This window comes from Neobacillus sp. NRS-1170 (assembly GCF_050468025.1).
The window spans coordinates 16,226-42,144 of the sequence record NZ_JBITPF010000006.1 but is presented as its reverse complement, the minus strand read 5'-3'; the positions used below and the strand labels follow the sequence as shown (position 1 = coordinate 42,144).

Below are 25,919 nucleotides of genomic sequence, written 5' to 3'. Positions count from 1 at the left end.
ACCGCTTAAACCACTTCAATGCTATAATCATAAAAAACAAATATAGAAGATAATACCCTAATGTAAAAAAATGATTCCATTTCTTGAACCTATACAGTTCAAAACTGAGGCTTACTTTATCAAGCCCTAAAATGATTAAACAATAAATGAATAGGCACATTAGCTTTTTATTGTTTGGCCAGTTAAAAAATAGAAGTGTGAAAAATGATACAAACAAAGGTATAAACACACTTCTAAAAAGGAGAAAGGCAATATACAATTTTGGATCTATTGTTGTTTTCATCCATTTAAAGGTCTCAAATAAGCCTAAATAGGTCTGCGAATTAATGAGGCAGCTTAGTAATACAAGAAAAGCTACTTCCTTTTTCGTGCCCCAGCTTTTTTTACGATTAAAAATGAACAACCCCATCATTACCCAACTAATGACAAAATAAAAGGTTATGACCATCAAATCACCTTAATTGAACATTTTCCTGACATCAGTATTTCTATGGTTTCCTTTTTTTAAAAAAATACTTTATCGTTTCTAAATTGAAAAATTATTTCTTAGTTGGTCTAAATTTTTAACACAAATAATCTAAAAACTGATATTATTCTTTTGGGATTGAGAAAAAATTCAATAAAGGGGAATATTCATGACTAGTAAAAATCAAAGAATTCATATGGGTGACCACACAATCGATGTGAAAGCAACAAAAGAAGGAAACGTTGTTGCCAGTCTAAGTTCTGGATTATCTTTTAAAGTATTAGAAATTGAGAAAACCTCAAAAGGTGAAATTCGATTAAAAGAGATGGAGCTTGGTTCTGCTCATATTTCGTCTGAACATTTAGCACTCCTGCTGCACCATTCTGATTTAGCAGATGATGTTTTGAATTCCCTTGAAAAAGTGCGGCAGTTAATGACTAAAACAGTTGATTCTGTTCAATTAGGTAATAGAAATATTGTTGTAACTGTTGATAAGAACGGCAGCAAAACAGCAAAGTTAAATTCCGGAAATAGTTTTGGAGTTATCGAGTTGGAGAAAACCACTAATGGTATTCGCCTGAAAGAAATGGAAACAGGCTCTGCATTTTTAACTCCTGAAGAGTTTGCCGCTGTATTATTTTATGCTGATTTAGATGAAGATTTGGAATCCGAAATCAAAAAGGTCAAGGAGTTCTACAGCAGCAAGTAATTTTAACAATTAAGGAGCCTCAATTTCTGGGCTCCTTAATTGTTTTATTGAATTCTTATTGTTTTCAAATCGTTTAACAGCATGGATTTTTCATTTTCGTTTTGAACTTGCTCTGCATATTCTTGTGCTAGCTTCGTGTGTTCTTTCGCTAGGTCGTGCTGATTTAAAAGGACATTCGCCCGTCCTATTGCTTCATATGCATACCCTACATAAAAGGGTTCTATTTTATTCGCTAAACTAACATCCAAGCAGCGTTCCGCATAAAATTGTGCTCTTTCACCGTTACCAACGGTTGCATACACTCGTGAAAGCTGCCAGTAACCTATTGATAGATTTTTAGGGGTATGGTCCTCTACCTGAGTCCAATGCCAAAAGGATGAATGTGCAAGATGTACCATTTTCTCCTCTTCTTCTCTCGTTCTCTTTGTAAGATCAAGGATATCCCACGTTGCATTAAAATATTTTACGGCAAGTTGTTTGTGTGTAAATGTAGATTTTTCTTTAACTGTCATTGCATTTCTTCCTTTCTTTTTTCGAAATGGCTAATAAATAATCCAGGTACAACCTCAATATCCCCCGTTACCTGAAACCCATTTTTAAGATAAAGATTCTTGGCAGGCGTGTTTTCTTTCCCGGTTGATACATTAAATATCGGTAAGTCAGAATGATTTTTCTCAACATAGGTCAAAAGCTTTTGGGCGATCCCTTTTCGAAAATGGTTTGGATGGACAACCATTCGGCAAATCGTAACCACTTGCTCTTGAATAGTGTAAGAGATAGCCCCCGTCAACTCGCTATTTTCGAAATATCCAATAAAGGTTTCCCCACTCTCCTTTAGATCCTGCAAGGACTCCTTTAAGGGCGGTATTTCGAAAAAATTGATTAACTCCGCTTCAACAAGATAGGAAGCTCTTTGAAGGTCAAACAGTTCTTTTAGTGAATAATCATTTTGAAAATTTATCACTTTAATCATGGTGCTTTCTCCCTTATTATTGCAATATTCCACTTATATCTTTCTACGTTTCTATCAAAAATACCTCTCTACTTGGAAGTATTCATTATTATTGTTAATTTATTTATTTTATAAAATTGGGTATAGTTAATTAATCACAATATAAAAGGAGGAAAATGAATGTCTGAGTTAGTTTTTATGGCCCTTTATCGGCCAACGCCTGGTAATGAGGAAGAATTGATGGAAGTCTTGAAACTACATATCCCTACATTACGCGAAGAAGGATTAATAACAGACCGTGAGTTATTAACGCTTCAAGCTGAAGATGGTACTATTATCGAAATAGCTGAGTGGAAATCGACGGAAGCGATTGAAAATGCACACCAAAATCCAAATGTTATGGCAGTTTGGAATAAAATTGGTGCACTATCTAAATTGACTAGTCTATCAACTCTTGCTGAAGCTCAGTACCCGTTTCCTAACTTTAAAGCCCTTTAAAATTCGGTACAAAGCTAAAATAATAAAAAAAAGCAGTGCGATTTCACTGAAAGTGAAATCCACTGCTTCTTAAAATTAGTTTGTAAACATAAATTCAGTCGTACTTCCGGTTTGGCCTGAAATAACTTCCAGTCTGACATCTATTCGTTCTTTTAATTCCGGGACATGGGAGATGATGCCCACCAAGCGTCCGCTGCTTTGGATATCCATTAATGCTTCAATGGCCTGATCAAGTGATTCAGGATCAAGTGTACCGAAGCCTTCATCAATAAACATCGTTTCTAGGGAGACGCCGCCCGCATAATTTTGAACGACATCGGCAAGACCTAACGCTAAGGATAAAGATGCCTTAAAGCTTTCACCACCGGATAAAGTTTTAACATGGCGCTCTTGCCCCGTGTATTGGTCAAAAACAAGCAATTCCAAACCGCTTTGGGCATTCCCTTTTGAACGGTCTGTTTTCCTTAACAACTGAAAGCGCCCAGAAGTCATTTTCCTTAACCGTACATTGGCTTCACGAAGAATATCGTCCAAGAAAGACGCCAGTACATATCGTTCAAAGGTAATCCGGAAATTATTCTGTCCTTTGGCAATCTCGGAAAGATGGCCGATCAGCTTGTACCGTTCTTCAAGGACCTTCATTTTTTCATTCAAACGTTCAACCTGGTTGAAGATTTCCTCATTATCCCGTTTTTTCACAAAAAGATCGGTGCGTTGATTTGAGAGAATTTCAATTTCATTGCCAATCTTGCTTACCTCGGACTTAAGTCCTTCAACATCTGGTGTTTTCACACCAGCCAAAAATTCCGTTAACTCCTTCAATCGATCTGTTACTGAACGCAGCACTTCACGATAATCACGGATTTCATTTTCAAGCCTGCGAATTTCATTATCAATTAGTTTCGAAGCATGGTACACTCCAAAATTTTCAAATCCCTGTTCAGAAAGTCTATTTTTGAAGACTTCACGTTCTGTATTGAGCTCTTCCTGCTTTTCTTCAAAGTGTTTCATTGCATTCTGTAATCTGGCTGTTTCAGCCGCAAGCTTTTCTTTTACTGTTTGCAAACGCTGCTGCGCGTCTTCCAGTAGTTTCACCAAGTTTTCATGACTTTTACGTGCAACTGCAAGGGCATTTTCATATTCGGCCTCTGAACGAAGGTTCTCTGGAATAACATTCATCAATCTAGTCAGATTTGTTTTCTTTTCAGTAAATTGAATCGTTAATTCCGTCACTTCTCCAGCAAATTGCTGGATCTCTTTTTGTAATACTAGCTTTTGAGCTTCTCTTTTCTCTATCTCTGTCTTCACTTTCTCTAGCTGTTCAATTTGTTGAGATAATTCTCTTTGTGTAAGAATCAGACTATTTTTCGCAGCGACAACTTCGGACTTAACTAATGAATAATCACTTTCTTTAAATTCCACCCGCTGTATACGAATTTCCTGCAAAATTTCATCCAACGCTTCCCTTTGGACCTTTTCGGCAGATTGACTCTGGTAAAGGGCGGCCTCATCAGTAGACTTTTCTTTTTCCCAAAGGGCAGCTTTTTCTTTCGCAGCCTTCATATCCTGTTCCGTTGGAATTGTGTCATTTTGATTAAAGGCCGGTGCAGGATGGTGCTCAGAACCGCACACAGGACAGGCATCACCTGTTTGAAGCCTTGCTGCTAAAAGTGATGCCTGGCCATGAAGCCATTTATTCTCTAACACTTCCACAAGCGACTTCGCATCTGCTAAGCTTGCAGCTGTATTTTCATACCGTCCCGTTATGTGTTTAAGATTTTGCACCGCATTTTGATGGCGAATATGAAATGTTTGATATTTTTCTAGACGCTCTAACTCGGCATCAAGCTTTTCTACCTTCCCCTCATTTTCTAGGAAAGCAAACTTTCCCTTTTCGATTTCCGAACTTTGCTGCTGTAAAAATTTAAGTCGTTCATCTAATTGTAATAGTGTTTGTTCGGAATGACGATGTTTGTCCTGGGCATTTTTTAATAACGCTTCCACCCTAGAAGCCTCTTTAACCAAAGCGGCAAATGAATAGACATCCTCTTTCATATTCAAGAGTCGATTAACTTCGTCAAGCGCGGACTTACGCTCTCCTTCACGATCCATCTCTTTTTGAAGCTGCCCTTCATATTGGGTAAGCAGCACTTGTAATTTTTCAATATCGATCTTTATTGATTGGACATTTGCTCCAAGCTGGTCTTCTTCTTTTTTCAACCGATGACATAGCGCTTCTTGCTCGGCTAAAACGGCGGCCTTTTGGGCCCTTTGAACCTGCTTTTCTTTTTCTGTGAACAATTCCTCTTGAGAAATCAGCGTGCCTCGCTGCACCTTCAATTCCTCTTTCGTTTGCAATTGTTTTAGGATGGCTTCGGCTTCGAAAAGCTGATTCTTCAGCTTGTCCTGCTCCTGGGCCTTATCTTTCAATTGAAGGTCCAGCTGTTCGAGCTTTTCTCCTAATCCTGCTATTTCTCCTTGCAGAAGAGGCATGATAATTGTATCGTTTACGCTGTCTGCTTCCAAGAATTCACGCAACTCTTCATTTACGACAGCATGAATACGGCGAATCGCTTCATTCCTCGCTTGAACTTGATCTCCAACAGACCTTTTCAGCTCTGTAGCCTCATCCTTCAGCTTTTCTTCGACCATTTTATAAAATTGGGTATGAAAAAGCCTTTGTAAAATGACTTCTTTATCTTTACTGTCAGATGTTAATAGCTTGCGGAATTCGCCTTGGGGTATCATTAAGATTTGCCGGAATTGATTCGCATCAATCAGCATAATTTCTTTAATTTTCTCTTCCACATCGGTGATTTTAGAAGCGAGCAGCTTCTTCTCACCTGACTCATCCAACACAAAAAGCTCGGCTTTTGCACCAATTGATGTAAATCCTTCCCCTTTGTCTTTTTTCTTTTGCTGTTGAGGCGACCTGGTGATAGAATATACCTTGTTTCGAAGGGAAAAATCTAAAGAGACCTCAGTTAAAAGATCGTCCTTGGCAAATTGACTTCTTAACTCAGGGCCGTTCCTATCCTCCCCGCTCGCTTTGCCATAAATGGCATAACTAATAGCGTCGAAGATCGTTGTTTTACCTGCACCCGTTTTTCCAGAAATCACAAACATCGTCCGATTTCCCAGTTTGGAAAAGTCAATCGTCTCATTTCCTGCATAAGGGCCAAACGCTTGCATCGTCAGTTTTAATGGTCTCATTTCGCCATTTCCCCCTTTAGCACTTGTTCAATAACCCCAACCATTGCATCCTTTTTATCTTGGGTAAATTCGGACGTGGTCATTTCCGTATAAAATTGCTCAAATAACTCAATCTCTGATTTTTTCTCACTTCTGACAGCATTGAAAGATTGCTTTTTCTTTAAATCAGTAACATCAATTTTCCGCTCGAGGTGCAGAACATTTGGATAAACCTGACGCAGTTTATTAATCGGGTCAATTAAGGCCCCTTCATCAAGCAGGGTGATTTTTAAATAGTCATGAATTCGTTCTTTTTCATAAAAGTGCGGATCGAGTAGTTCTTCTAAATGTCCTTGCAGTTCCCGCATATCATGTTTTGGTGTGAGGGAACGGTAACGATGAGTAAAGTTACCTTTATCATCCATCTCAATGATTGAAATAGACTTGTTCTGTTTGGATTCGGAAAAAGAGTATTTTAAAAGGGATCCAGAATATTTCACTTTGTTGTGTTTAATAGCATCAGGACTGTGTAAGTGGCCAAGTGCGGTATATGAGAATGGTTCAAACAGTTCAGCACCGACACATCCAGAGCCCCCAACGGACAAAATCCGTTCGGAGTCTGAGGTTTGTCCTCCCAGAACAAAGGCATGACCGACCAAGACATTGGGTTCATTCGGATTTAGCGTTTCTTCCATTTTGCCAATAAGGGCTTTCATCGCATCCTGATGGGAATGGATGGAGTCATCGCTAAGAAGCTGTCTTACAACACCTGGTTCCGCATAAGGAACGAGATAAAAGTTAACCCCATTGATTTGGAAGGGTTTGAAGCTGTTTGTTAACTTGCCAGATAAATAGAATTGGCTATGCTTGTACCACGAGCTGCCAAAAGAAAGTCTTTCAGCACTATCGTGATTTCCGGCAATGGCCACGACAGGCGTTTTTAATTCAACGTTAATTTTAAAAAGAATTTCATCAAGTAACTCAACGGCATCGGTTGGCGGAACGGAACGATCGTATAAATCGCCAGCGATGACCACAGCATCAGGCTTTTCCTCGGCGACAATTTCTATAAATTGTTCAAGTGCTTCCCGCTGGTTTTCTGTCATATAAACACCATGGACCAGTTTGCCTAAATGCCAATCGGCTGTATGGATAAATTTCATTTGCTTCACCCCACTGCATTTTTTCTCAATGCTTCTATTATAGCAAAATACCATTCATTAAGGTCTTGGAAATGCTGGCAATATACTGGAATTAAGGATGATTTTTTTGTAAAATAAAAAACAGCCCGGCAATTTACCGGACTGTTATAATTGGTTTTTTTAAATTACTTCTTAGTTACGTTAGCAGCTTGTGGTCCACGAGCTCCTTCAACTACTTCGAAAGAAACTTCTTGACCTTCTTCTAAAGTTTTGAAACCTTCAGATTGGATTGCAGAATAGTGAACGAATACATCGTTTCCGTCTTCTGCTTCGATGAAACCGAAACCTTTTTCTGAATTAAACCATTTTACTTTACCGTTTTTCATGTAAAAAAATCCTCCTATTGGCTTGCATACAAGCCATGTGTAAAATTCACCAAATTACAACGTGATAGCTTTACTTCAGTTCCTCATCCAAACATCGGTTAAAACTTTGAACAAGCTTGTAACATAAATCTAATCTCGTGCAACGGCTGTTTAAAATATAACGCTTTTAGGCTTATATGTCAAGAAATGTAACGTTGACATAAACCAACACGATTCTACATATCTGCCAATTTCTGTTTGGAATATGACTATTAAATTGGTAAATGTACAAAGCCAGACAATGACTGCGGAGAATTTTGTCGAAAAGTATTTGTAATCGCTTTCTGTTGTTCACTAAAAGACCGAAGATTTTAATTCTTCGGCACCATAGTTTCTTCTTCATCTTCTTCTTTAAATTTATCCAATATTGTAATGGTATCAACAAGATGATTATTAAAGATTTGTCTGGCAACAGCCAACAGTTCAATAATCATCGGGTCCTTCAGTGTGTAAATGACCTTATTTCCCTCTTTAGTTCCTGTAACAATATTTTTGGCTCTCAAGATCGTAAGCTGTTGGGAGACAGCAGAGCCTTCACTGCCAACCAGAGTTTGGATTTCGTTGACGTTTTTATCACCTTCTGCTAAAAGCTCCAAAATGCGGATTCTCAAAGGATGCGCCAGTGCTTTAAAAAAATCCGCTTTAAACTGCTGCATTTCAAGATTCAATTCTTCCACTCCTAATTATTATTAGATGGTAGCAGTTAGTCCCTTCCTACCTTCTACCGCCTCAGTGGCAGATAGCTTCTTACATTCCCTGAATGCAAAATGCTTACAGCCAAGGCATTTATTTTTATTAATTTGCTCCAGGGCAAATTGAATGGCTTCTCCAGTATGTTCGAAAAAATGCTCCCCGCCAATCGTTTGATACAATCCAGTTCTCTTAAGTACGCTTTCCGGCTGGGCATTTAAGCCTGATATCAATACTATACCATTTTTCGAAAAATGATGAACAATACTAGATAAATTCGCTTCACCTGTTGTATCCATCAACGGGACCCTGCTCATTCGCAGCAATAAAATTTTGGGGCGGTAGTTTATTGTGCTCATGATGGTTTTTTCAAATGTTTCGGCTGCCCCGAAGAATAAAGGACCTTCGACATTAAAGATGCTGATTTGCGGACAGTCATGTGTATCAGTGACCATGCCAGTCTCTACTTTTTCATTTTTATGCTTTCGATTTGGCAAGGCCTTCGCCGTGACCATTAGGTCGCTCATCCGTTTAGTGAACAAAAGGGCTGACATGACAAGCCCTACCTCAACAGCGGTTGTCAAATTCACAAAAACGGTCAATAAAAACGTAACGAAGAGTACTAGTGAATCTGTCGATTTTGTTTTTAAAATATGAGCAAATACCTTCCTTTCACTCATATTCCAGGCGACGACCATCAAAATAGGTGCCATGCTGGCAAGTGGGATGTATGAAGCGTATGGTGCAAAAAACAGCAGCACAAGCAGAACAACAATCCCATGGATGATCCCTGAAAATGGCGAAACAGCACCATTTTTAATATTTGTAGCTGTCCGGGCAATCGCTCCAGTTGCAGGAATACCGCCGAATAATGGGGTGATCATATTTGCGATTCCCTGCCCGATTAATTCCTTATTACTATTATGCCGGCTATTTGTCATCCCATCGGCCACAACAGCAGACAGAAGTGATTCTATTCCGCCAAGCATCGCAATGATAAAGGCGGGCTTCAATAATTTCATAACTTGCTCAAGATTCAGGTTCGGTATATGGAGTGCAGGCAGTGTACTTGGAATTTCTCCATATGCCGTTCCAATGGTTGCGACTTGTGAGGGATAAAACAAGGTTGCTGCAAGTGTGGATACAATTAAGCCAATAAGCGGACCTGGAACTTTTGGTGCAATTTTTGGTGTAAAAATAACCGTTATTAAACATATGAGTGCTGTGATAATACTAAAAACATTCGTTGAGTTAAGATGGACAATGATTTCTTCAATGTTGCGTATAAATTCCTCATGCTTCTTGATTCCCTCTAAACCTAAGAAACTAGCTAATTGTCCAGTGAAAATCGTTACTGCAATCCCTGCAGTAAACCCGATTGTTACTGGTCTAGGGATATATTTAATGAGTGAACCAAGCTTCAGAACTCCCATCAAGAGAAGAATAACTCCGGCCATAAACCCAGCAATCATGAGATTTTCATAACCGTATGTCACTACCACTCCGAATAAAATTGGAATAAATGCACCGGTAGGACCGCCAATTTGATATTTCGATCCTCCAAGCAGAGAGATGAGAATCCCTGCAACAATCGTCGTATAGATTCCATACTCAGGCTTCACCCCTGAAGCAATGGCAAACGCCATACCAAGTGGAATTGCGATAACCCCGACAATCAAACCTGAAAGCAAATCCTTTGGCACGCTTTTTAATGAATATTGATGGAACCTATTTTCACTAAACATATGAACCCTTCTTATCTTTTTATTTTTGTATATCTGATTATTTGAATATAAAATAATTCACATATACTAGCAAGAGTTTTTGTTTGAAAAATAAACCAAAATTTTTTGCTTGTGTTCTCTGGTCCATAAATGTTAAGATGATTAAGCGATGAGCTGAATTGTGTAAGCCGAAAAACATTCCTTTTAGGAACACACAATGTGGAGTGTGGTTTTTCGCCTCAATACGCGAAAGACGTCTGTTTTTGACAGACGTCTTTTTATTTTATCTTCATTTAGAAATAGTATATTTTTCCTAAATTTTTTATAATGTAAGTAGGTGGACATTTTAAAATTTGGAGGGAATATTATGAACAATCACGAAATCGATTACAAGATTTATGGCGATGATATGCAGTTCGTGGAAATAGAACTTGATCCTCATGAAACGGTTGTAGCAGAAGCGGGAAGCTTCATGATGATGGAAGATGACATACATATGGAGACCATTTTTGGTGATGGATCTGGAGGCGGCGGCGGCGGCCTGATGGGAAAACTATTTAGTGCAGGTAAACGTGTTCTTACAGGTGAAAGCTTGTTTATGACTACCTTTACTAATGCCGGAGCAGGAAAAAAGCGGGTTTCCTTTGCCTCGCCATACCCTGGTAAAATCATTCCAATGGATTTAGGCCAACATGGCGGAAAAATCATATGTCAAAAGGATGCTTTCCTGGCAGCGGCAAAAGGCGTTCAGGTTGGAATAGAATTCCAGCGAAAAATTGGCGCAGGCTTTTTCGGCGGGGAAGGGTTTATTATGCAAAAGCTTGAAGGTGACGGGCTGGCATTCGTTCACGCAGGCGGAACCATTATTAAAAAAGACCTCCTACCCGGCCAAACCCTAAGGGTTGATACTGGTTGTTTAGTAGCAATGACCAGCAGTGTGGGTTATGATATTGAATTTGTTAAAGGCGTTAAGACTGCCTTGTTTGGCGGTGAAGGATTATTCTTCGCTACATTGCGTGGTCCAGGGTCTGTTTGGATTCAATCACTGCCATTCAGCCGTCTTGCCAGCCGAGTATTTGCTGCAGCTCCTTCCCGCGGCGGTGGAAAAGACGAAGGCAGCATTGCTAAAGGGCTCTTTGATATGTTTAATGGTGACTAATAATAAGTTTGAGCAGGATCCTAGATCCTGCTTTTTTTGTGTGCTTCGTTAGTAGTCAAAATTGTAGAATACCGCTTTATTTTTGTAGAATATCCACTCATATTTGTAGAATCTATCTAATTTTTTGAAGAATACCTTTTAATTTTGGAGTAAGCCCTCTTCGTTTTGTAGAATACTCCTAATAATTTGAAGAATGCTCTTAAAATATTGTAGAATCCCTCTATTTTCTTGTAGAATACACATTAATTTTTGTAGAATTCCTCCTTTCTCAATAGAAAAACCGGACCGAGGTCCGGTTTTTTTACACTATCCAGTTTAACTTACACCTTGTTCTTTATCCCAAGACCCCTGCATTTTACGAATGGTAACGATTTGGCCAATATGATAGGCATTGTGAAGTGTGATACTAGTTAAGGTCTCAATCCACGGATGATTCGTGTCTGGATTAACGGGCTGATTTAATTTCGTATCCTCACATTCACGAACCGCATTATACCAATCAGTCATGACACAATTAAACCTCTCGACAGCCTCGGTCCAGTCTAGCACATTAGTGAAAGTAGAATCATTATCCCCTTCCATTTCAGGAATCGGGATCCCTTTAAACCGATTTAAATAACGTTCATTCCAAAAAACCAAATGACTGAGGATTTCCAAAATTGAGTTTTCGGATTTCTCCCCTTTCCATAATGCCTGCTTATCGGTAAGCCCTGCTGCAGCACTTTGAAAGGATACAAACCAGCCATTTGTGTTATGAGTTAATAAAAACTGCTCGAGGATGACCTCTTTTCGATCCATGTATATCACTCCCTTATTATTTTAAAAATTATTCTTATAATCTACTTTTTAGTATTTATTTTTCCATTTCACTTCTAAAGCTTACGGACAAACTCAAATAGTCCACGTTTTACAAATATATTGCCTTCAACTTTAGATAATTTTTTCTTCTTTTCTTTCTTTTTCACAACTTGCAGGCCATTCATGTTTTCTTCTAATTCTTTTTTAATCATATTAACAATAGCAATGACAATAAAAAACCCTATCACAGGACAAAAGATCGTCCAGGGAGCAAGCAAAAATTCATTAAAATTCTGGCCGATTAATCCTGCCCATTCATTAGTGATTGTTGCCGGATGTGGCGGTGGATTATCTGGGTCATCAATTCCAAAGATCCCCGCCCTATTCCTTCCGCCAAGAAACATACCAAACAGCCCAAGCTGCATCGTTATCTGAAGCGTACTGATCAGCTGCTGAACGGTAAATAAAACGCTGTAAGAACGTAAATAGGGCAGCAATTGTCTTCTTATAAGATGAAATTTACCAGCACCCATCAAAATTGAACTTTGAACGAAGGATGTTTTTAATAACTCATCCGTTACATCTGATGCGAATATTGTTACAGATGGGACCCCAATAAAAACGAGAATAATAATTTGATAGGTTACAATCGATGAGATGGCTACATCATTAAAATCTCCGACAATCGGAATCATTAAAATAATACCTATTAGAATTAGAGGGATATAACGGAAGGGCAGGAAAAAGTCCTTCACATAACTTTTTAAAAACGGGGTCCAGATTGATAGAAAAATCCCCAATAATCCACCAATTATTACCCTTAATATGGCGACTCCAAATGTAGAAATAAGCGTGAATTTTGCTCCATATAGCAAAAGCCAATGGATATCTTCACCATTTCGATTGGTTCCAAGTATATGCTTTTTGGAAGGTGGAAACGGAGCCCTGCCAATGATCTGGCCCTGTTCATTTTTAACTAAAACCTGATGATTATAATCTTTCGGTCCATAGGCGGGATAGAAAATACTCATTAATAACAATAGAAGTAGTAAGGAAGAACCGATGATTGTTTTTTTATATTTCTTCATATCGTTACACGCTCCTTCCCTCTTATTAACTTTGAAATCGTCCAGCCTGCCGCTTCAATGACCACCAATGGAAGCGAAAACAATAACAAACAGACTACGAGCGAGACGAAATCTCCTCCCATAGAAATGATTTTAAAAAATTGCTGTGTAAATCCATTTATATTAAACAAATATTCAACTAAATAAATATTAGAAAGTAATACCCAAACAATGGTCCTAAGCTGTAATACAGAAAGTGGAAAAATGTTTCTCATAATATGTATAAGCAGAGTCCTGAGGCGGTTGATCCCTTTGGCTTTCGCATAGAGCACATATTGTTGGGTTTGTTCATCGGTTATTACCTTAATTAAAAACTGAATCAATAAAAATAAAGGCAGGAAGGAGACTGTCATGATTGGGACAAAGTACGGCTTTGCACCAAAAACACCATATAACTGTAAAAATTTAATGCCTGTTTTTTTATAGAGCATTATGACAAAAAACTGAAATAAAAAAATCACTAATAAATCTGGAACTGCTTCAAAAAAGTTAATACCACTTTTTAAATTATTTCTCAGCTTCTCTGGTGCGAGCATAACCAAAACTGCAAATACCAAACCCATGAAAATAATAAAGATTAAACTAAAAAATAGAATCGTAATTGAATACTGATAACTTTCCGCAATGTTCAATTGCTTAAAAAACGACAGATAGGCAGCATCTTTTATTCGAAATAAAGATTGAAAATCTGACTTCACACCCCCAAAAAATGCTTTAAAATTAAACACAACATGATCTTTTCCAATTCCTAATAAGAATGGAAGTTTAAAAATAAATAGGAACCCGGCAATAATCAAAACAAGTCGAATAATATTACGTATAAAACGTTTCATTTCATCCCCTCACAAAAATCAACTTTTTAAAATATTTGCAATTTAGATAGACGAAATATTTATGAAAAAGTTACACCAAAAAAAGAAAAGCATGCAAATTTTTTTTGCATGCTTTTTTTCTAGTTCAAATCAAGCTTTTTAAGTTTTGCAAAAGCCTGCTCTCTTTTTAAATTATAGGACTGCCAAGGGTTATTTTCTGTTAGGGCCTGCTGCTTCCGTTTAATCAATATTCCATCTAACCCATTTATTGATTTATCCCTTTCATAAAGGTCAATTAATCCAATCACACCTGTGTAGGATAGGTTGTTTAGATAGTAAATATCGATCTTCCCGCTTTCCGTGTAGCGATCATATTCTCCTTCACCACCATTTTATCTAAGTCTATTACTGTGATGGATGTGAAATAAATTAAAGATGAAATAAAGTAAAAATGAAACAATGACAGTTTTTCAACCCAGACCTTTACCAATGTATACATGAAAATGACAACAAGGAATATCATGAACGAATGGGCAAGTATCCTTGTAAAGGTGAATCCATATGCGTCTTCGTACATGCCTAAACGCATAAAAGCAGATATGAGCATAACAAAACTAGCCAATACCAAAATTGTAAGTAAAATTTGCATGAACCGCTTTACAAAATTAGTCCCATGATTAACGACAGTCAGTACTACTACTGTAATCGACAAATTTATCATCGTTACAAACAATAGCTCAAAGAAGCCTTTTCGTGCGTACTCTGCGTACGTATAATCCCCTTGCAAAGAACCGCTGAAGAAATATTTAAACTGAACCATCGTAAATAATAAATATACCGCATTGATTACAATTAAAATCGTTATGGTAATAATCGAATCAAGCTTAGAACCTTGAACATTAGCGGTCTGTTTGATAACTTTTATTTGTTTTTTAAAAAGGATCTGCATGAATCCAAAAAAGCCCGCGGTATAGAAGAGAATAATTACAACCCTAAAAATACTTTGCAAATCGATGACGTTAAACCACTCCGGTATTCCGCCTATCATCCGTTTAAACTGCGCATCTGCCGACATGAGTAAATTAAGTACGATAATTAAAACAGGCAGTGAAATGACCAATCCAATTAATACTTTTTTCCATATGACGGTCTTCCTCTCGTCAACACCTTGTTTCAATCCCTTTGCAAATACACCAGAAAAAGCGGCATTATATTTTACTGAATCTAGAAGCATGGAAAATAAATAGGGAAACATCCCAAGTTGATTCCACTTCATATGTTTCGGGCTGGTGACTAAAACAAGATGAAAGATGACCAAGGAAGGAATAGCTATAATATTGAGTCCATAAGTAACTTCGTTGTCATTCAAGAAAAAGCTTGCAGACAAGAGCCAGATACAACAAAGGATCAGATAGCCCATTCTTTGATGGGAAAAAGTGTATCGGCGGTAACGCCAAAAAAATACCGCGTAAAAACCTGAAATAAATACAAAATAAGAAATTCCAATTTTACCCCGAAAAAAGGATTCTTCCCCTAAAATACCAAGCAGTAAGCAAAAACCCAAAAAAAGCCAATCTGATTTACTAATTTTCTTTTCCAACGTCATCCCTCTTTTATGTAGAATTTCTATATATATAGTTTTACTAGGTATATATTCAAAAAAAACTGCTTATATCGATGCTTTCCTTCCCCAGCGGTAGCCAAACCAGCTAATTGGATAAAGAAAAATGGTCAAAATGATACAAGCAAAAATAAATGTTTTCGTTAATAAAGGTGCAAACCAGGAATGAGGTATGATTTCAAATACTGTCAGAACCATTAACAATAAGTTAGGGATTAGAGAAAGCAAGAATGTTTTTCTTAAAAGGGTTTTCCCCCTATGACCAAAACCTTTGCCGATTTCATATCCGAGCAATGCCCAAAAAAACATGTATAGAATGGCAATTAGAATAGGAATAGAGGTTAAATGTTGCCAAAGGACAGACAGCCATTCCCATTGATAAAGATTATGGGCTAACGTTATTATACTTCCTCCACCGAAAAAGATAATATTTAACAGGATGAACAGCCATTTCATATTACTAGGTGTAACCGATAGCTCCTCGTTCCACAAGCCAGAAATCTCAGCCGGACTGCCCAAACGGGAGACGATTCTATCATAGATTTCAGCTTCAGTATGACAATCATAGGATTCAATCAGGATTTCTTCAATATGGGATTCATATTCAAGAAGAATATTCTCTTTTTCTTTATGGTTTATCAATCCCATTGATAATTCTTCAAGAAACCTATTCTTTGACCGTTCCATGCTTCGATCTCCCAATTACTTTATTCATTACTTGAACAAAATCCTGCCATTCGCGAGTTTTCTCATCTAACAGTTCTCTACCGGCATTTGTAATCCGATAATATTTACGTGCTGGACCTTTTTCCTGCTCCTGCCAGTAGCATTCAATATAATCCTGCTTCTCTAGCTTGTGCAAGGCCGGATATAAGGTCCCTTCTTTCACGCTCAAGCCATTATCGCTGCGCTGTTCCAGCTCTTTCACTAATTCATAGCCGTACATATCGCGCTCATTTAATAATTGCAATAAAATTAACGAGGTGCTGCCTTTCACTAATTCGCGGTTAAACATTTTCTCACCTACCTAGAAATATTAGGTACATAGAAATTCTACATCGTTCTAATTCATTTGTAAAGAAAAATAGTGACGAAGTTTTCAATCGTCACTGATTTTTTCTATTATTTCATTTTTAGGTCGTTTTTTTGGCGCTTAATGAACTGGTCTCTTTCACCGCCATCTGATAATACCTCTTTGAACGCATGATTTGCTTTGTCCCCCAACAACATTTCTGATGACCGAATCGTTTTTGGCGGCAGGTTATTATTTGGAGCAGCCTGTTCATTCCAATTTCCCATTTCTATCACCTCGATTTTATTGTTTGAAGTTTGGACAGGAATATCCCAAAAAACGCTTGGAATTTACATCCCAAGCGTTTTTACGATATTAAATAATCATTTTTTTGTTGTCCTGAAGCTGAAGTTCTTGTTCTTCGGTTCCGTCCTGATCACGGTTCTTTTTAATTTTAAAATGATAGATCAGGTAACATGCAGCCACAAATGGAACTCCAAGATATAGTGCCAGCCTTTGGTCTGGGTCAAACGCTAAACTAACAAGAACGGAAACGTTTAAGACTAATGCAATAATCGGAAGAAGTGGAAATAAAGGTGTCTTAAATTTAAGATCTTCCACTTTACCGCCTTCGCGAATAAACTTTCTACGGAAAGCAATTTGTGAGGCTGTGATGGAAATCCATCCGACTTGTGCCCCTAATCCTGCAACGGAGAGAAGCCACATAAAGACTGTTTCTTCTGCAAAAAATCCTGAAAGTAAGGATAATAGTGCAATACCGATTGTAAAAAATAAAGCGTTAATAGGAACTCCACTTTTGTTTACTTTTGTAAGTTTTGGACTGGTCATTTTTTCTTTAGACATCGCATAAAGCATACGTGTAGCTGCATAAAGACCAGAATTCGCAACTGAAAGAAGTGCTGTAAGAATAACAAAGTTCATAATATCTGCTGCATATGGAATTCCGATGCTATCAAAAACGATAACAAATGGACTTTCGACAACACCTGCTTTTTCCATCGGAATTAATCCAGCTAAAACAAAGATCGCTAAAACGAAGAAGAACAGTGTCCGCCAAACTGTTTGTCTAATTGATTTTGGAATGGTTTTCTCCGGATCATCACTTTCACCTGCTGCAATACCAATTAATTCAGTACCTTGGAACGAGAAGTTAACCGCAATCATCGTAACGATTAGTGCTGTAAATCCGTGCGGCATAATCCCATGTGCTGTAAAATTAGATAAAAATGGTGCAGCATGTCCGCCTTTCATGTCAATTAGACCGAACATAGCAGCGCCGCCTAAAACAATAAACATAATTATGGCTAAAATTTTAATGCTGGAAAACCAAAATTCTGCTTCACCAAACGCTTTTGCTGAAAGAGCATTAAGTGCAAATAATAGAATCGCAAATATCGCACACCAAATCCAAATCGGTGAATGAGGGAACCATCTTTGCATGAGCTGACCGGCAGATAATAATTCTAGCGCCACCGTAACAGACCAGCCGAGCCAATAGAGCCATCCAAGTGCGAACCCTGTTCCCGGTCCAATAAATTTGGTCGTATACGTTTGAAAGGACCCTGAAACTGGCATGGCTACTGATAGTTCACCCAGACAAACCATGGTCAAAAACATAATTAAGCCCCCGACAATATAGGAAAGAATGGCACCGGTTGGTCCTGCTTGGCTAATTGTATATCCTGAGCCAAGGAATAGACCGGATCCAATAACCCCTCCTAGCGAAATCATAAATAGATGTCTGGACTTCATCGTTCTTTGTAATTCATTTGATGCATTGTTTCCCGGTAAATTCATTAAATTTCCCCCTTGTTCCCTTGATGAAGAATGCGCTTTCAAATTTAAGACGAGTAATGTTAAAATAGGATAATTTTTGTTAGAAGAAAGTATTTTACCTTCTTGGCACAAATGAAAGATTAAAATATTTGTCGAAATTTATCAACCGCCAAATCTTTCTAAATTTATCACTATTTCTACTATTTATAAATGCAATTTTTATGCCAACTTTTAAAATCCTAATTTGTGAATATTTTTCGAACAAATCCGCCAATTTATTTTGCATATTTGAAAAATATTTTGCACTTTAAACGCAAAAATACTCTTCCCATTAAAATGGGAAGAGTATGATTTTTAATCACTGCCTGTAATTAGTAAATCATCTTGAATAATAGCTAGAGAAGTTTCTTTGGTAACTCTTTGGCCCTTCTTTACATGCAGTGATGTAATATGACCGCTTATGCCAATCGAAATCTCTTCAATCTTACCGTTATGGGTTTTAATTTGGAATAATTTTTCCCACTCATAAACATGGTTGTTTTCCTTAGTTAAAACTTTTTCTACGGTGCCGGAACAAGGACTGTAAATAGTTTCCTTTACCTTTTGCAATTTCTTCACTCCTATTTTGATTTCGTTACAGTCATAGCGGATTCTTATATAGGTGAAAGATGAGTTACCATTTATTTTGAGGTTTTATACCCAGCCGCGGAATCTTGATGCCTCGGCCACTTTTTTAATACCAACCATATAGGCTGCTAAACGCATATCTACTTGGTGTGTTTCAGCTGTTTGATAAATATTTTCAAATGAACCAACCATTACCTTTGCCAGTTTTTCATTTACTTCTTCTTCTGACCAATAGTAGCCTTGATTATTTTGCACCCATTCAAAATAGGAGACTGTTACACCGCCGGCACTTGCTAAAATATCCGGAACGAGTAGGACACCGCGTTCTGTCAGGATTGTTGTTGCCTCAAGTGTGGTTGGCCCATTTGCCGCTTCAACAACGATGGAGGCCTTAATATTTGCTGCATTTTCCGCCGTAATTTGGTTGGAAATGGCAGCAGGAACAAGGATATCACAGTCTAGTTCAAGCAGTTCTTTATTCGTAATCGTATTTTTAAATAATTGTGAGAAAGAGCCGAAACTGTCTCTTCTTTCGAGCAAGTAATCAATATCTAGTCCGTTCGGATCGTAAACACCGCCATATACGTCAGAAACAGCGACAACTTTTGCACCGGCATCATGCATAAATTTAGCTAAGAAGCTTCCGGCATTTCCAAATCCCTGAATAACGACGCGCGCCCCTTGTAACTCGATACCTTTTTTCTTAACTGCTTCTTCAATACAAATGGTTACGCCTTGGGCAGTCGCAGTTTCACGACCTTGCGATCCGCCTAATACGATCGGTTTTCCAGTAATAAATCCTGGTGAATCAAACTCCCGTAAACGGCTGTACTCATCCATCATCCAGGCCATTATCTGCGAATTTGTGTAAACATCTGGAGCTGGAATATCTTTTGTTGGTCCCACAATTTGGCTGATGGCACGAACGTATCCGCGGCTTAATCTTTCAAGCTCTCTAAAAGACATCTTACGCGGGTCGCAAATTATGCCGCCTTTACCTCCGCCATATGGAAGATCTGTAATTCCGCACTTTAAGCTCATCCAAATCGACAAGGCTTTTACTTCCTCTTCGTCTACCTCAGGATGAAAGCGGACGCCGCCTTTTGTTGGTCCTACCGCATCGTTATGCTGGGAGCGATACCCTGTAAAAATTTTGACCGAACCGTCATCCATTCGCACTGGAATTCGAACTGTTAGCATACGAATTGGTTCTTTCAATAATTCATACATTTCGTTTGCATAGCCTAATTTATTCAGCGCTTTTTGAATGACTGTTTGTGTTGAAAAAAATAAATTTAATGATTCTTGCTCTTTTTGCTGTTCTTTCGTAATTTCATCTACCACTTTGTTAGCAGACATTTCGGCACCCCGTCGTATTATAAAATATGTTTTCTGTTAAACTTGTTTGTTGATTTCCGCTTCAATCACCAATGGCTTTTAACATCAGCCTGTTGAATGTTACTACGATAATACTGCTTGAATTTTTGCAATGGCCCAGTCGATTTCTTCTTTTGAAATGATTAGCGGCGGTGCAAAGCGAATCACTGTATCATGTGTTTCTTTACATAATAAGCCTTCTTCTTTTAATTTTTCGCAATATGGTCTTGCTGCTTCTGTTAATTCAACACCGATAAACAAGCCTTTGCCTCGTACTTCTTTAATCATCGGATTGTTAATTGTTTTTAATTGGTCAAGGAAGTATTTTCCTAGTTCTAAAGAGCGTTCCGCCAATTTTTCTTCTTCAATAACATCTAATGCTGCCAGGGATACAGCACAAGCAAGCGGATTTCCGCCAAATGTTGATCCGTGTGAACCTGGATTAAATACACCTAACACATCAGAATTGGCAACAACACAAGAAATTGGGAATACGCCGCCTCCTAGTGCTTTTCCTAAGATCAACATATCTGGCTCTACTTCTTCCCAATCACAAGCAAACATTTTTCCTGTACGAGCTAACCCAACTTGAATCTCATCAGCAATAAATAAGACGTTGTTTTCTTTACATAAGTCTGATGCTGCCTTTAAAAACCCTTCAGGCGGTAAGAGAATTCCAGCTTCACCTTGAATTGGTTCCATTAAGAACGCAGCTGTATTTGGAGTAATTGCTGCCTTTAACGCTTCAAGGTCACCATACGGAATTAATTTGATTCCTGGAAGCATTGGTCCGAATCCGCGTTTATACTCAGGATCAGAGGATAAAGAAACTGCTCCCATTGTCCGGCCATGGAAGTTTCCTATGCAAGCAATGATCTCAGCTTGATTTTCAGCAATTCCCTTCACATCATAACCCCAGCGGCGGGCAGCCTTTAGTGCTGTTTCAACCGCTTCTGCTCCTGTGTTCATTGGAAGGGCCATATCTTTATTTGTCAGCTTACAAATTTTTTCATACCATGGTCCAAGCTGATCATTGTGAAAGGCACGGGAAGTTAAGGTCACTTTATCTGCTTGGTCTTTTAATGCTTGAATAATTTTAGGATGACGGTGTCCCTGGTTGACCGCTGAATAGGCACTAAGCATATCCATGTAACGATGTCCTTCAGGATTTTCCACCCAAACACCTTCTGCCTTGGCGATAACGATTGGCAGCGGATGGTAATTGTTCGCACCGAATTTTTGAGTTTGCTCAATAATAGTGGTTGATTTTATTGTTGTTACGTTCATAATCTTTTCCTCCTTATTTAAATGCCTTATAGCATTTCAGATGTTGTTTTTGCCTGCATATGAAGAAGTAAGTAATCAGGTCCGCCTGCTTTAGAATCTGTGCCTGACATATTGAATCCGCCAAATGGCTGATATCCAACGATTGCCCCTGTACATGTGCGGTTAAAATAAAGGTTTCCAACATGGAACTCTTCGCGAGCTCTTTCAATATGTTCGCGGTTGTTTGAGATTAAGGCTCCTGTTAAACCATAGTCCGTATTATTGGCGACTTGCATCATATGGTCAAAATCACGTGCTTTGCAGAATGTCACAACCGGCCCGAAAATTTCTTCCTGCATCAGGCGGGCATTTTCATCTAGATCCGCAAATATCGTTGGTTGAATGAAGTAACCAGTTGAGTCGTCTCCTTCTCCACCAGTCATTAGCCTGCCTTCTTCCTTACCAATTTCGATATAGTTCATGATTTTCTTGAACGATTTCTCATCAATTACTGGTCCCATATAAGTTTCAAGTGATTCCGGGTTTCCTAGTTTTAGTGTTTTCGTTAAGGCAACAGCTTTTTCGAGGACTTCATCATAAACATCCTGATGAACCACAGCACGGGAGCCTGCAGAACATTTTTGACCTGAGAATCCGAAAGCAGAATAAACAATGGAAGCTGCGGCTAAATCCAAATCAGCATCATTATCTACAACCACAGTGTCTTTTCCGCCCATTTCTGCAATTACGCGTTTTAACCAAATTTGTCCTGGATTTACCTTTGCAGCGCGCTCATAAATTCGGCATCCCACTTCACGTGAACCTGTGAAGGATACAAAACGTGTTTTCGGATGATCTACAAGATAGTCACCAATTTGTGCGCCACTGCCTGGGACAAAGTTTAATACTCCACTTGGCAGCCCTGCTTCATGCATTAACTCAACAAATTTTGCAGCAACAATTGGCGTAGAGTTTGCAGGCTTTAATAGAACGGTATTACCGGAAACAATCGCTGCCACTGTTGTACCTGCCATAATCGCTAATGGGAAATTAAATGGTGAAATAATGATCCCAACTCCTAATGGAATATAGCTAAATTGGTTATACTCGCCGGCGCGGCTTTGGACTGGTACACCTTCTTTGATTTTCAACATTTGTCTGCCATAGTACTCAATGAAGTCAATCGCTTCAGCAGTATCAGCATCCGCTTCTTTCCACGGCTTTCCAGCTTCTTTTACTAGATAACTAGAAAATTCGTGCTTTCGGCGGCGCAAGATAGCAGCAGCACGGAATAAGATATTGGCTCGGTGCTCCGGTTTCCATGTTTTCCATGATTCAAAGGCCGTCAATGCCGCAGTCATCGCTTTTTCCGCTAATTCTTGATTGGCCATTGAAACGCTGCCGATGACCTCTTCTTTATTAGCCGGATTAATAGAAACGATTTTTTCTTCCGTCGTAAGCTTTTCTCCGCCAATGACCACTGGGTAATGAGTTCCTAACTGGGATTGGACATATGCTAGTGCCTCTTCAAAAGCTTTCAAATTTTTCTCATCTGCAAAATTAGTAAATGGTTCATGTGTATACGCTTGCATTTTTTTACCCCCTTTTATTGTTCCATTAAAACAATATGCAAGTTCCGTGCCAACATTATTTTTGCGGTTTTATGGGGTTCTTGATTAAACGCCCGCCATTATTTTTTGCATAAACCTGCATTATTTTTACCATAACGCAAAATTATTTTGCATTTATACGTTTTTTTTGATTAAATAGGTGCATAAAGGATTAAACAAAGGAATGAAGTCATCATGGAAAGTAAGAATCAGGCCATCCACTACTTACAATATTTAAATCGGATATATAAACGGATATTAGACGAGGTCGATGTCGGTGTACATGCCGTAGACGAAACAGGCAGGTCTATTATTTATAATAAAAAAATGATGCAAATGGAATCAATGGATTTTCAAGACGTTATCAATAAAAAGTTATTAGATGTGTTCATGTTTAAGGATGACCAATCTAGTACTCTCGTAAAAGCACTGCAGGAAGGCAAGGAAACTGCCAACGTTAAACAAACCTATTTTAATAATAAAGGCCAAGCAATCACAACGATAAACAATACCATCCCTATTTATCATGGAGATGTCCTGCAAGGTGCTGTAGAGATTGCAAACGATGTGACGAAATTAGAACGTCTCATGAAGGGAAATTTGAATAAGGGGTCTACTAGGTATACCTTTGATAAAATTATTGGAAAAAGCCCTGCTATTAGAGAGGTCATCGAATCGGCCACCCGTGCCAGCCGTACCTCTTCCTATGTATTAATTGTCGGCGAGACCGGCACAGGGAAAGAGCTTTTTGCCCAAAGCATTCATAATGCCAGCAGCCGGTTATCTGCTCCCTTTATCTCGCAAAATTGTGCAGCCTTACCTGACAATTTAATTGAAGGTCTGCTCTTCGGAACAAAACGAGGAGCATTTACAGGAGCAACAGATCACCCAGGATTATTTGAACAGGCTGAAGGCGGCACGTTATTGCTTGATGAAATCAATTCCTTAAATTTAAATCTTCAGGCAAAATTATTGCGTGTTCTTCAAGAAAAGATGATACGACGCATCGGGGATACCAAAGATACACCTGTTGATGTCAGAGTCATTGCCAATATAAATGAGGATCCGATTGATGCAATCGCCAATAATCATTTGCGAAAAGATTTATATTACCGCCTGGGTGTGGTGACCATCTTTATTCCGCCATTAAGAGAAAGAAAAGAAGATATACCGTTATTAGTGGAGCACTTTATCGAAAAATATAATGAACGCTTCCATATGAATGTTCAAGGGTTATCTGATGAGGTTAAACAATCCTTCTTTGAATATGAATGGCATGGTAATGTCCGTGAATTAGAGCATATTATTGAAGCTGCGATGAACATTATGATGGATGAGGAAATTATTCGTTACTCCCATTTACCCTATCAGTATCGCAGTAGAATGCAGCTGAAAGAACGGATGATCCCTATTTCAACTGTAGATACTTTTATTAATGAAAATGCAGAAACCACGGTTCCATTAAAGGACCAATTGGAATTATTTGAAAAATCTTATATCGAACATGTCTTGAAAAAAAATGATTTCAATATTTCTAAGACTGCGGGACTTCTAGGATTAAGCCGGCAAAGCCTGCAATATCGGATGAAGAAATTAAACATTGGTAATAGTTAAAAAGATAAACCTCTAGGCAAAAAACGCTCACAAAAGTGAGCGTTTTTACATATAAAATATTATCAAACAATAATAAAGAAGTTTGATAAATGGAAATACAAGCATAAAAATTCCATTTTTCCCCCATACTAATGTAAAAAGATGAGGTGAATTAAATGGGACTTCTCAACTCATTTAACCAATGGAAAGAGACCAGATATCAAAATCATGTTTCAAATATGAAAGACCAAGGCAAATGTCCTGATTGCCAAGGCAGAGGTTATACAGTTTATCCCTATAATGAATTTGCATATTTTAATTCCTTTGAATGTCCAGGGTGTCAAGGCAGCGGCAACTATACGGACTGGGAGGAAACGAGATAATTCTTAAAGAACCTTTAACAGCTCTAGCTGTTAAAGGTTCTTTAATTTGGCTATTTATTTGCGCTCCATTCAACATAGTTTCAAAATCAGCCATTACCTCTAACACAGCTTTAAATTAATCCTAAGCGAATAGCTTTGTTTATTTTTTTTTCTAATTTAGTCGATATCTGTCCTAGGTGTAAAGCATCACGCAATTCCTCTTTTGTTAGAGCTGTTTCTTCATCGTCAATGACTTCTGATACGACAACTTGAAAATCGTCCGGCAGTTCGATAATCGAGTCAAGTCCTAAAGACTGAATAATCTCCTTAAGATTATTCTCTTCCGAACTCATTTCTTGTGAGGATTTATGAATCTCCTTAGAAGTTTTATTAAAATCTTTTTTGGCCTGTTTTAATTGTTTAAGAAAATTTTTTTTGGCATTGATTGTATCTTGAAGATAGTCATATTTGGCCTTCATTAACTGATATTTTATTTTTTTCTTCTCTTGGTTAATTTCATTGACATATTGCTTTTTTAGGTCATTAAGCTTTGCAAGAACGAATTCGCGACGCTTTGCCATAAACGTATCAATTTCATCAAGCTTTTGACTTAATTCATTCATTGTTTCTTCTACTCGTGTTTGATCCCTTTTCACTCGATCATATTCTTCCTGTGTTGCTTCACCCCGATTAAACGCTTCTTCCGTTTTAAGAAACCGATCATTGACATCCGCAAAAACCATTTTTCTTACTTCCAATTCTTCTAAGATTCCTTTTGTTGCAGTATCATAACTCTCTTTCACTTTCATCGCTTCTTCAATAAAGTTTTGCTTCATTGAGGTGTATTTACTTTGTTCCATCCCATTGTTCCCCCTTCACCCGCTAAAATATTTTTTCTATAGACGATTTCACCCGTTATTAATCAAAATATGCAGCAAGTCAAGTGATGGTTTAATATTC

General features: G+C 38.1%; 24 protein-coding genes. 4 read left to right on the top strand and 20 right to left on the bottom strand.

Features of this window, described 5'->3' with window-relative positions; translation table 11 throughout:
* The first annotated feature begins 635 nt into the window (after positions 1 to 635).
* Positions 636 to 1,175, top strand: a complete 540-nt coding sequence (locus ACIFOT_RS01585; protein WP_430061016.1) for a hypothetical protein — start codon at positions 636 to 638, stop codon at positions 1,173 to 1,175.
* Between the two features lie 44 nt (positions 1,176 to 1,219).
* On the opposite strand, the gene ACIFOT_RS01580 is transcribed toward ACIFOT_RS01585, so the two are convergent.
* Together ACIFOT_RS01580 and ACIFOT_RS01575 are read right to left on the bottom strand one after the other, a co-directional pair.
* On the bottom strand, positions 1,220 to 1,687 hold the full coding sequence (locus ACIFOT_RS01580) for a hypothetical protein (RefSeq protein WP_430061014.1): 468 nt from the start codon (positions 1,685 to 1,687) through the stop codon (positions 1,220 to 1,222).
* Positions 1,684 to 2,148, bottom strand: a complete 465-nt coding sequence (locus ACIFOT_RS01575; RefSeq protein ID WP_430061012.1) for a GNAT family N-acetyltransferase — start codon at positions 2,146 to 2,148, stop codon at positions 1,684 to 1,686. The genes ACIFOT_RS01580 and ACIFOT_RS01575 overlap by 4 nt, the downstream gene beginning before the upstream one ends.
* Positions 2,149 to 2,307: 159 nt before the next feature.
* Between ACIFOT_RS01575 and ACIFOT_RS01570 the strand changes: the two genes are divergently transcribed.
* Positions 2,308 to 2,625, top strand: a complete 318-nt coding sequence (locus tag ACIFOT_RS01570) for an antibiotic biosynthesis monooxygenase (RefSeq protein ID WP_430061010.1) — start codon at positions 2,308 to 2,310, stop codon at positions 2,623 to 2,625.
* A gap of 75 nt (positions 2,626 to 2,700) precedes the next feature.
* On the opposite strand, the gene ACIFOT_RS01565 is transcribed toward ACIFOT_RS01570, so the two are convergent.
* From ACIFOT_RS01565 to ACIFOT_RS01545, 5 genes are all read right to left on the bottom strand, one after another.
* Positions 2,701 to 5,838: an AAA family ATPase gene (locus ACIFOT_RS01565; RefSeq protein ID WP_430061008.1), complete on the bottom strand. Its 3,138-nt coding sequence runs from the start codon at positions 5,836 to 5,838 to the stop codon at positions 2,701 to 2,703.
* On the bottom strand, positions 5,835 to 6,980 hold the full coding sequence (locus ACIFOT_RS01560) for an exonuclease SbcCD subunit D (RefSeq protein WP_430061006.1): 1,146 nt from the start codon (positions 6,978 to 6,980) through the stop codon (positions 5,835 to 5,837). The genes ACIFOT_RS01565 and ACIFOT_RS01560 overlap by 4 nt, the downstream gene beginning before the upstream one ends.
* Before the next feature lie 164 nt (positions 6,981 to 7,144).
* The gene (locus ACIFOT_RS01555) at positions 7,145 to 7,345 is read right to left on the bottom strand and encodes a cold-shock protein (RefSeq protein WP_026575162.1); all 201 of its coding nucleotides are present in this window, start codon (positions 7,343 to 7,345) and stop codon (positions 7,145 to 7,147) included.
* A gap of 350 nt (positions 7,346 to 7,695) precedes the next feature.
* Positions 7,696 to 8,052 carry an ArsR/SmtB family transcription factor gene (locus ACIFOT_RS01550; RefSeq protein ID WP_430061004.1) on the bottom strand — a complete coding sequence of 119 codons (357 nt, stop codon included), beginning with the start codon at positions 8,050 to 8,052 and terminating at the stop codon, positions 7,696 to 7,698.
* A gap of 21 nt (positions 8,053 to 8,073) precedes the next feature.
* A complete protein-coding gene (locus tag ACIFOT_RS01545) occupies positions 8,074 to 9,819 on the bottom strand; it encodes a SulP family inorganic anion transporter (protein ID WP_430061002.1) in 1,746 nt (581 codons plus the stop codon).
* A gap of 346 nt (positions 9,820 to 10,165) precedes the next feature.
* Here ACIFOT_RS01545 and ACIFOT_RS01540 point away from each other — a divergent pair, with 346 nt between their 5' ends.
* A complete protein-coding gene (locus ACIFOT_RS01540; RefSeq protein ID WP_430061000.1) occupies positions 10,166 to 10,957 on the top strand; it encodes a TIGR00266 family protein in 792 nt (263 codons plus the stop codon).
* Between the two features lie 315 nt (positions 10,958 to 11,272).
* On the opposite strand, the gene ACIFOT_RS01535 is transcribed toward ACIFOT_RS01540, so the two are convergent.
* The 12 genes from ACIFOT_RS01535 to pruA form a co-directional block, all read right to left on the bottom strand.
* Positions 11,273 to 11,755, bottom strand: a complete 483-nt coding sequence (locus ACIFOT_RS01535) for a DinB family protein (protein ID WP_430060998.1) — start codon at positions 11,753 to 11,755, stop codon at positions 11,273 to 11,275.
* A gap of 74 nt (positions 11,756 to 11,829) precedes the next feature.
* On the bottom strand, positions 11,830 to 12,843 hold the full coding sequence (locus ACIFOT_RS01530) for a hypothetical protein (RefSeq protein WP_430060996.1): 1,014 nt from the start codon (positions 12,841 to 12,843) through the stop codon (positions 11,830 to 11,832).
* On the bottom strand, positions 12,840 to 13,715 hold the full coding sequence (locus ACIFOT_RS01525) for an ABC transporter permease subunit (RefSeq protein ID WP_430060994.1): 876 nt from the start codon (positions 13,713 to 13,715) through the stop codon (positions 12,840 to 12,842). The genes ACIFOT_RS01530 and ACIFOT_RS01525 overlap by 4 nt, the downstream gene beginning before the upstream one ends.
* Before the next feature lie 307 nt (positions 13,716 to 14,022).
* Positions 14,023 to 15,294, bottom strand: coding sequence for a DUF4153 domain-containing protein (locus tag ACIFOT_RS01520; RefSeq protein ID WP_430060992.1), 1,272 nt, complete (start codon positions 15,292 to 15,294; stop codon positions 14,023 to 14,025).
* Between the two features lie 69 nt (positions 15,295 to 15,363).
* Positions 15,364 to 16,002 (bottom strand): HAAS signaling domain-containing protein, encoded by a 639-nt coding sequence (locus ACIFOT_RS01515; RefSeq protein WP_430060991.1) that lies wholly within the window; start codon positions 16,000 to 16,002, stop codon positions 15,364 to 15,366.
* On the bottom strand, positions 15,983 to 16,330 hold the full coding sequence (locus ACIFOT_RS01510; RefSeq protein ID WP_430060989.1) for a PadR family transcriptional regulator: 348 nt from the start codon (positions 16,328 to 16,330) through the stop codon (positions 15,983 to 15,985). Before ACIFOT_RS01510 ends, ACIFOT_RS01515 begins: the two co-directional genes overlap by 20 nt.
* 107 nt (positions 16,331 to 16,437) lie before the next feature.
* The gene (locus ACIFOT_RS01505; protein WP_430060987.1) at positions 16,438 to 16,614 is read right to left on the bottom strand and encodes a hypothetical protein; all 177 of its coding nucleotides are present in this window, start codon (positions 16,612 to 16,614) and stop codon (positions 16,438 to 16,440) included.
* Positions 16,615 to 16,702: 88 nt separating this feature from the next.
* Positions 16,703 to 18,145 (bottom strand): amino acid permease, encoded by a 1,443-nt coding sequence (locus ACIFOT_RS01500; RefSeq protein ID WP_430060985.1) that lies wholly within the window; start codon positions 18,143 to 18,145, stop codon positions 16,703 to 16,705.
* 333 nt (positions 18,146 to 18,478) lie between these two features.
* Positions 18,479 to 18,733 (bottom strand): hypothetical protein, encoded by a 255-nt coding sequence (locus ACIFOT_RS01495; RefSeq protein ID WP_430060983.1) that lies wholly within the window; start codon positions 18,731 to 18,733, stop codon positions 18,479 to 18,481.
* Between the two features lie 84 nt (positions 18,734 to 18,817).
* Positions 18,818 to 20,110 (bottom strand): Glu/Leu/Phe/Val family dehydrogenase, encoded by a 1,293-nt coding sequence (locus ACIFOT_RS01490; RefSeq protein WP_430060982.1) that lies wholly within the window; start codon positions 20,108 to 20,110, stop codon positions 18,818 to 18,820.
* 102 nt (positions 20,111 to 20,212) lie between these two features.
* A complete protein-coding gene (locus ACIFOT_RS01485) occupies positions 20,213 to 21,415 on the bottom strand; it encodes an ornithine--oxo-acid transaminase (protein ID WP_430060980.1) in 1,203 nt (400 codons plus the stop codon).
* A gap of 26 nt (positions 21,416 to 21,441) precedes the next feature.
* Positions 21,442 to 22,986 carry an L-glutamate gamma-semialdehyde dehydrogenase gene (gene pruA, locus ACIFOT_RS01480; protein ID WP_430060978.1) on the bottom strand — a complete coding sequence of 515 codons (1,545 nt, stop codon included), beginning with the start codon at positions 22,984 to 22,986 and terminating at the stop codon, positions 21,442 to 21,444.
* A 213-nt stretch (positions 22,987 to 23,199) separates the two neighbouring features.
* On the opposite strand from pruA, the gene ACIFOT_RS01475 reads away from it, so the two are divergent.
* Positions 23,200 to 24,618, top strand: coding sequence for a sigma-54 interaction domain-containing protein (locus ACIFOT_RS01475; protein WP_430060976.1), 1,419 nt, complete (start codon positions 23,200 to 23,202; stop codon positions 24,616 to 24,618).
* A gap of 472 nt (positions 24,619 to 25,090) precedes the next feature.
* Here the strand turns inward: ACIFOT_RS01475 and ACIFOT_RS01470 are convergent, their stop codons facing one another.
* Positions 25,091 to 25,819, bottom strand: coding sequence for a hypothetical protein (locus ACIFOT_RS01470; RefSeq protein WP_430060974.1), 729 nt, complete (start codon positions 25,817 to 25,819; stop codon positions 25,091 to 25,093).
* Positions 25,820 to 25,919 lie beyond the last annotated feature (100 nt).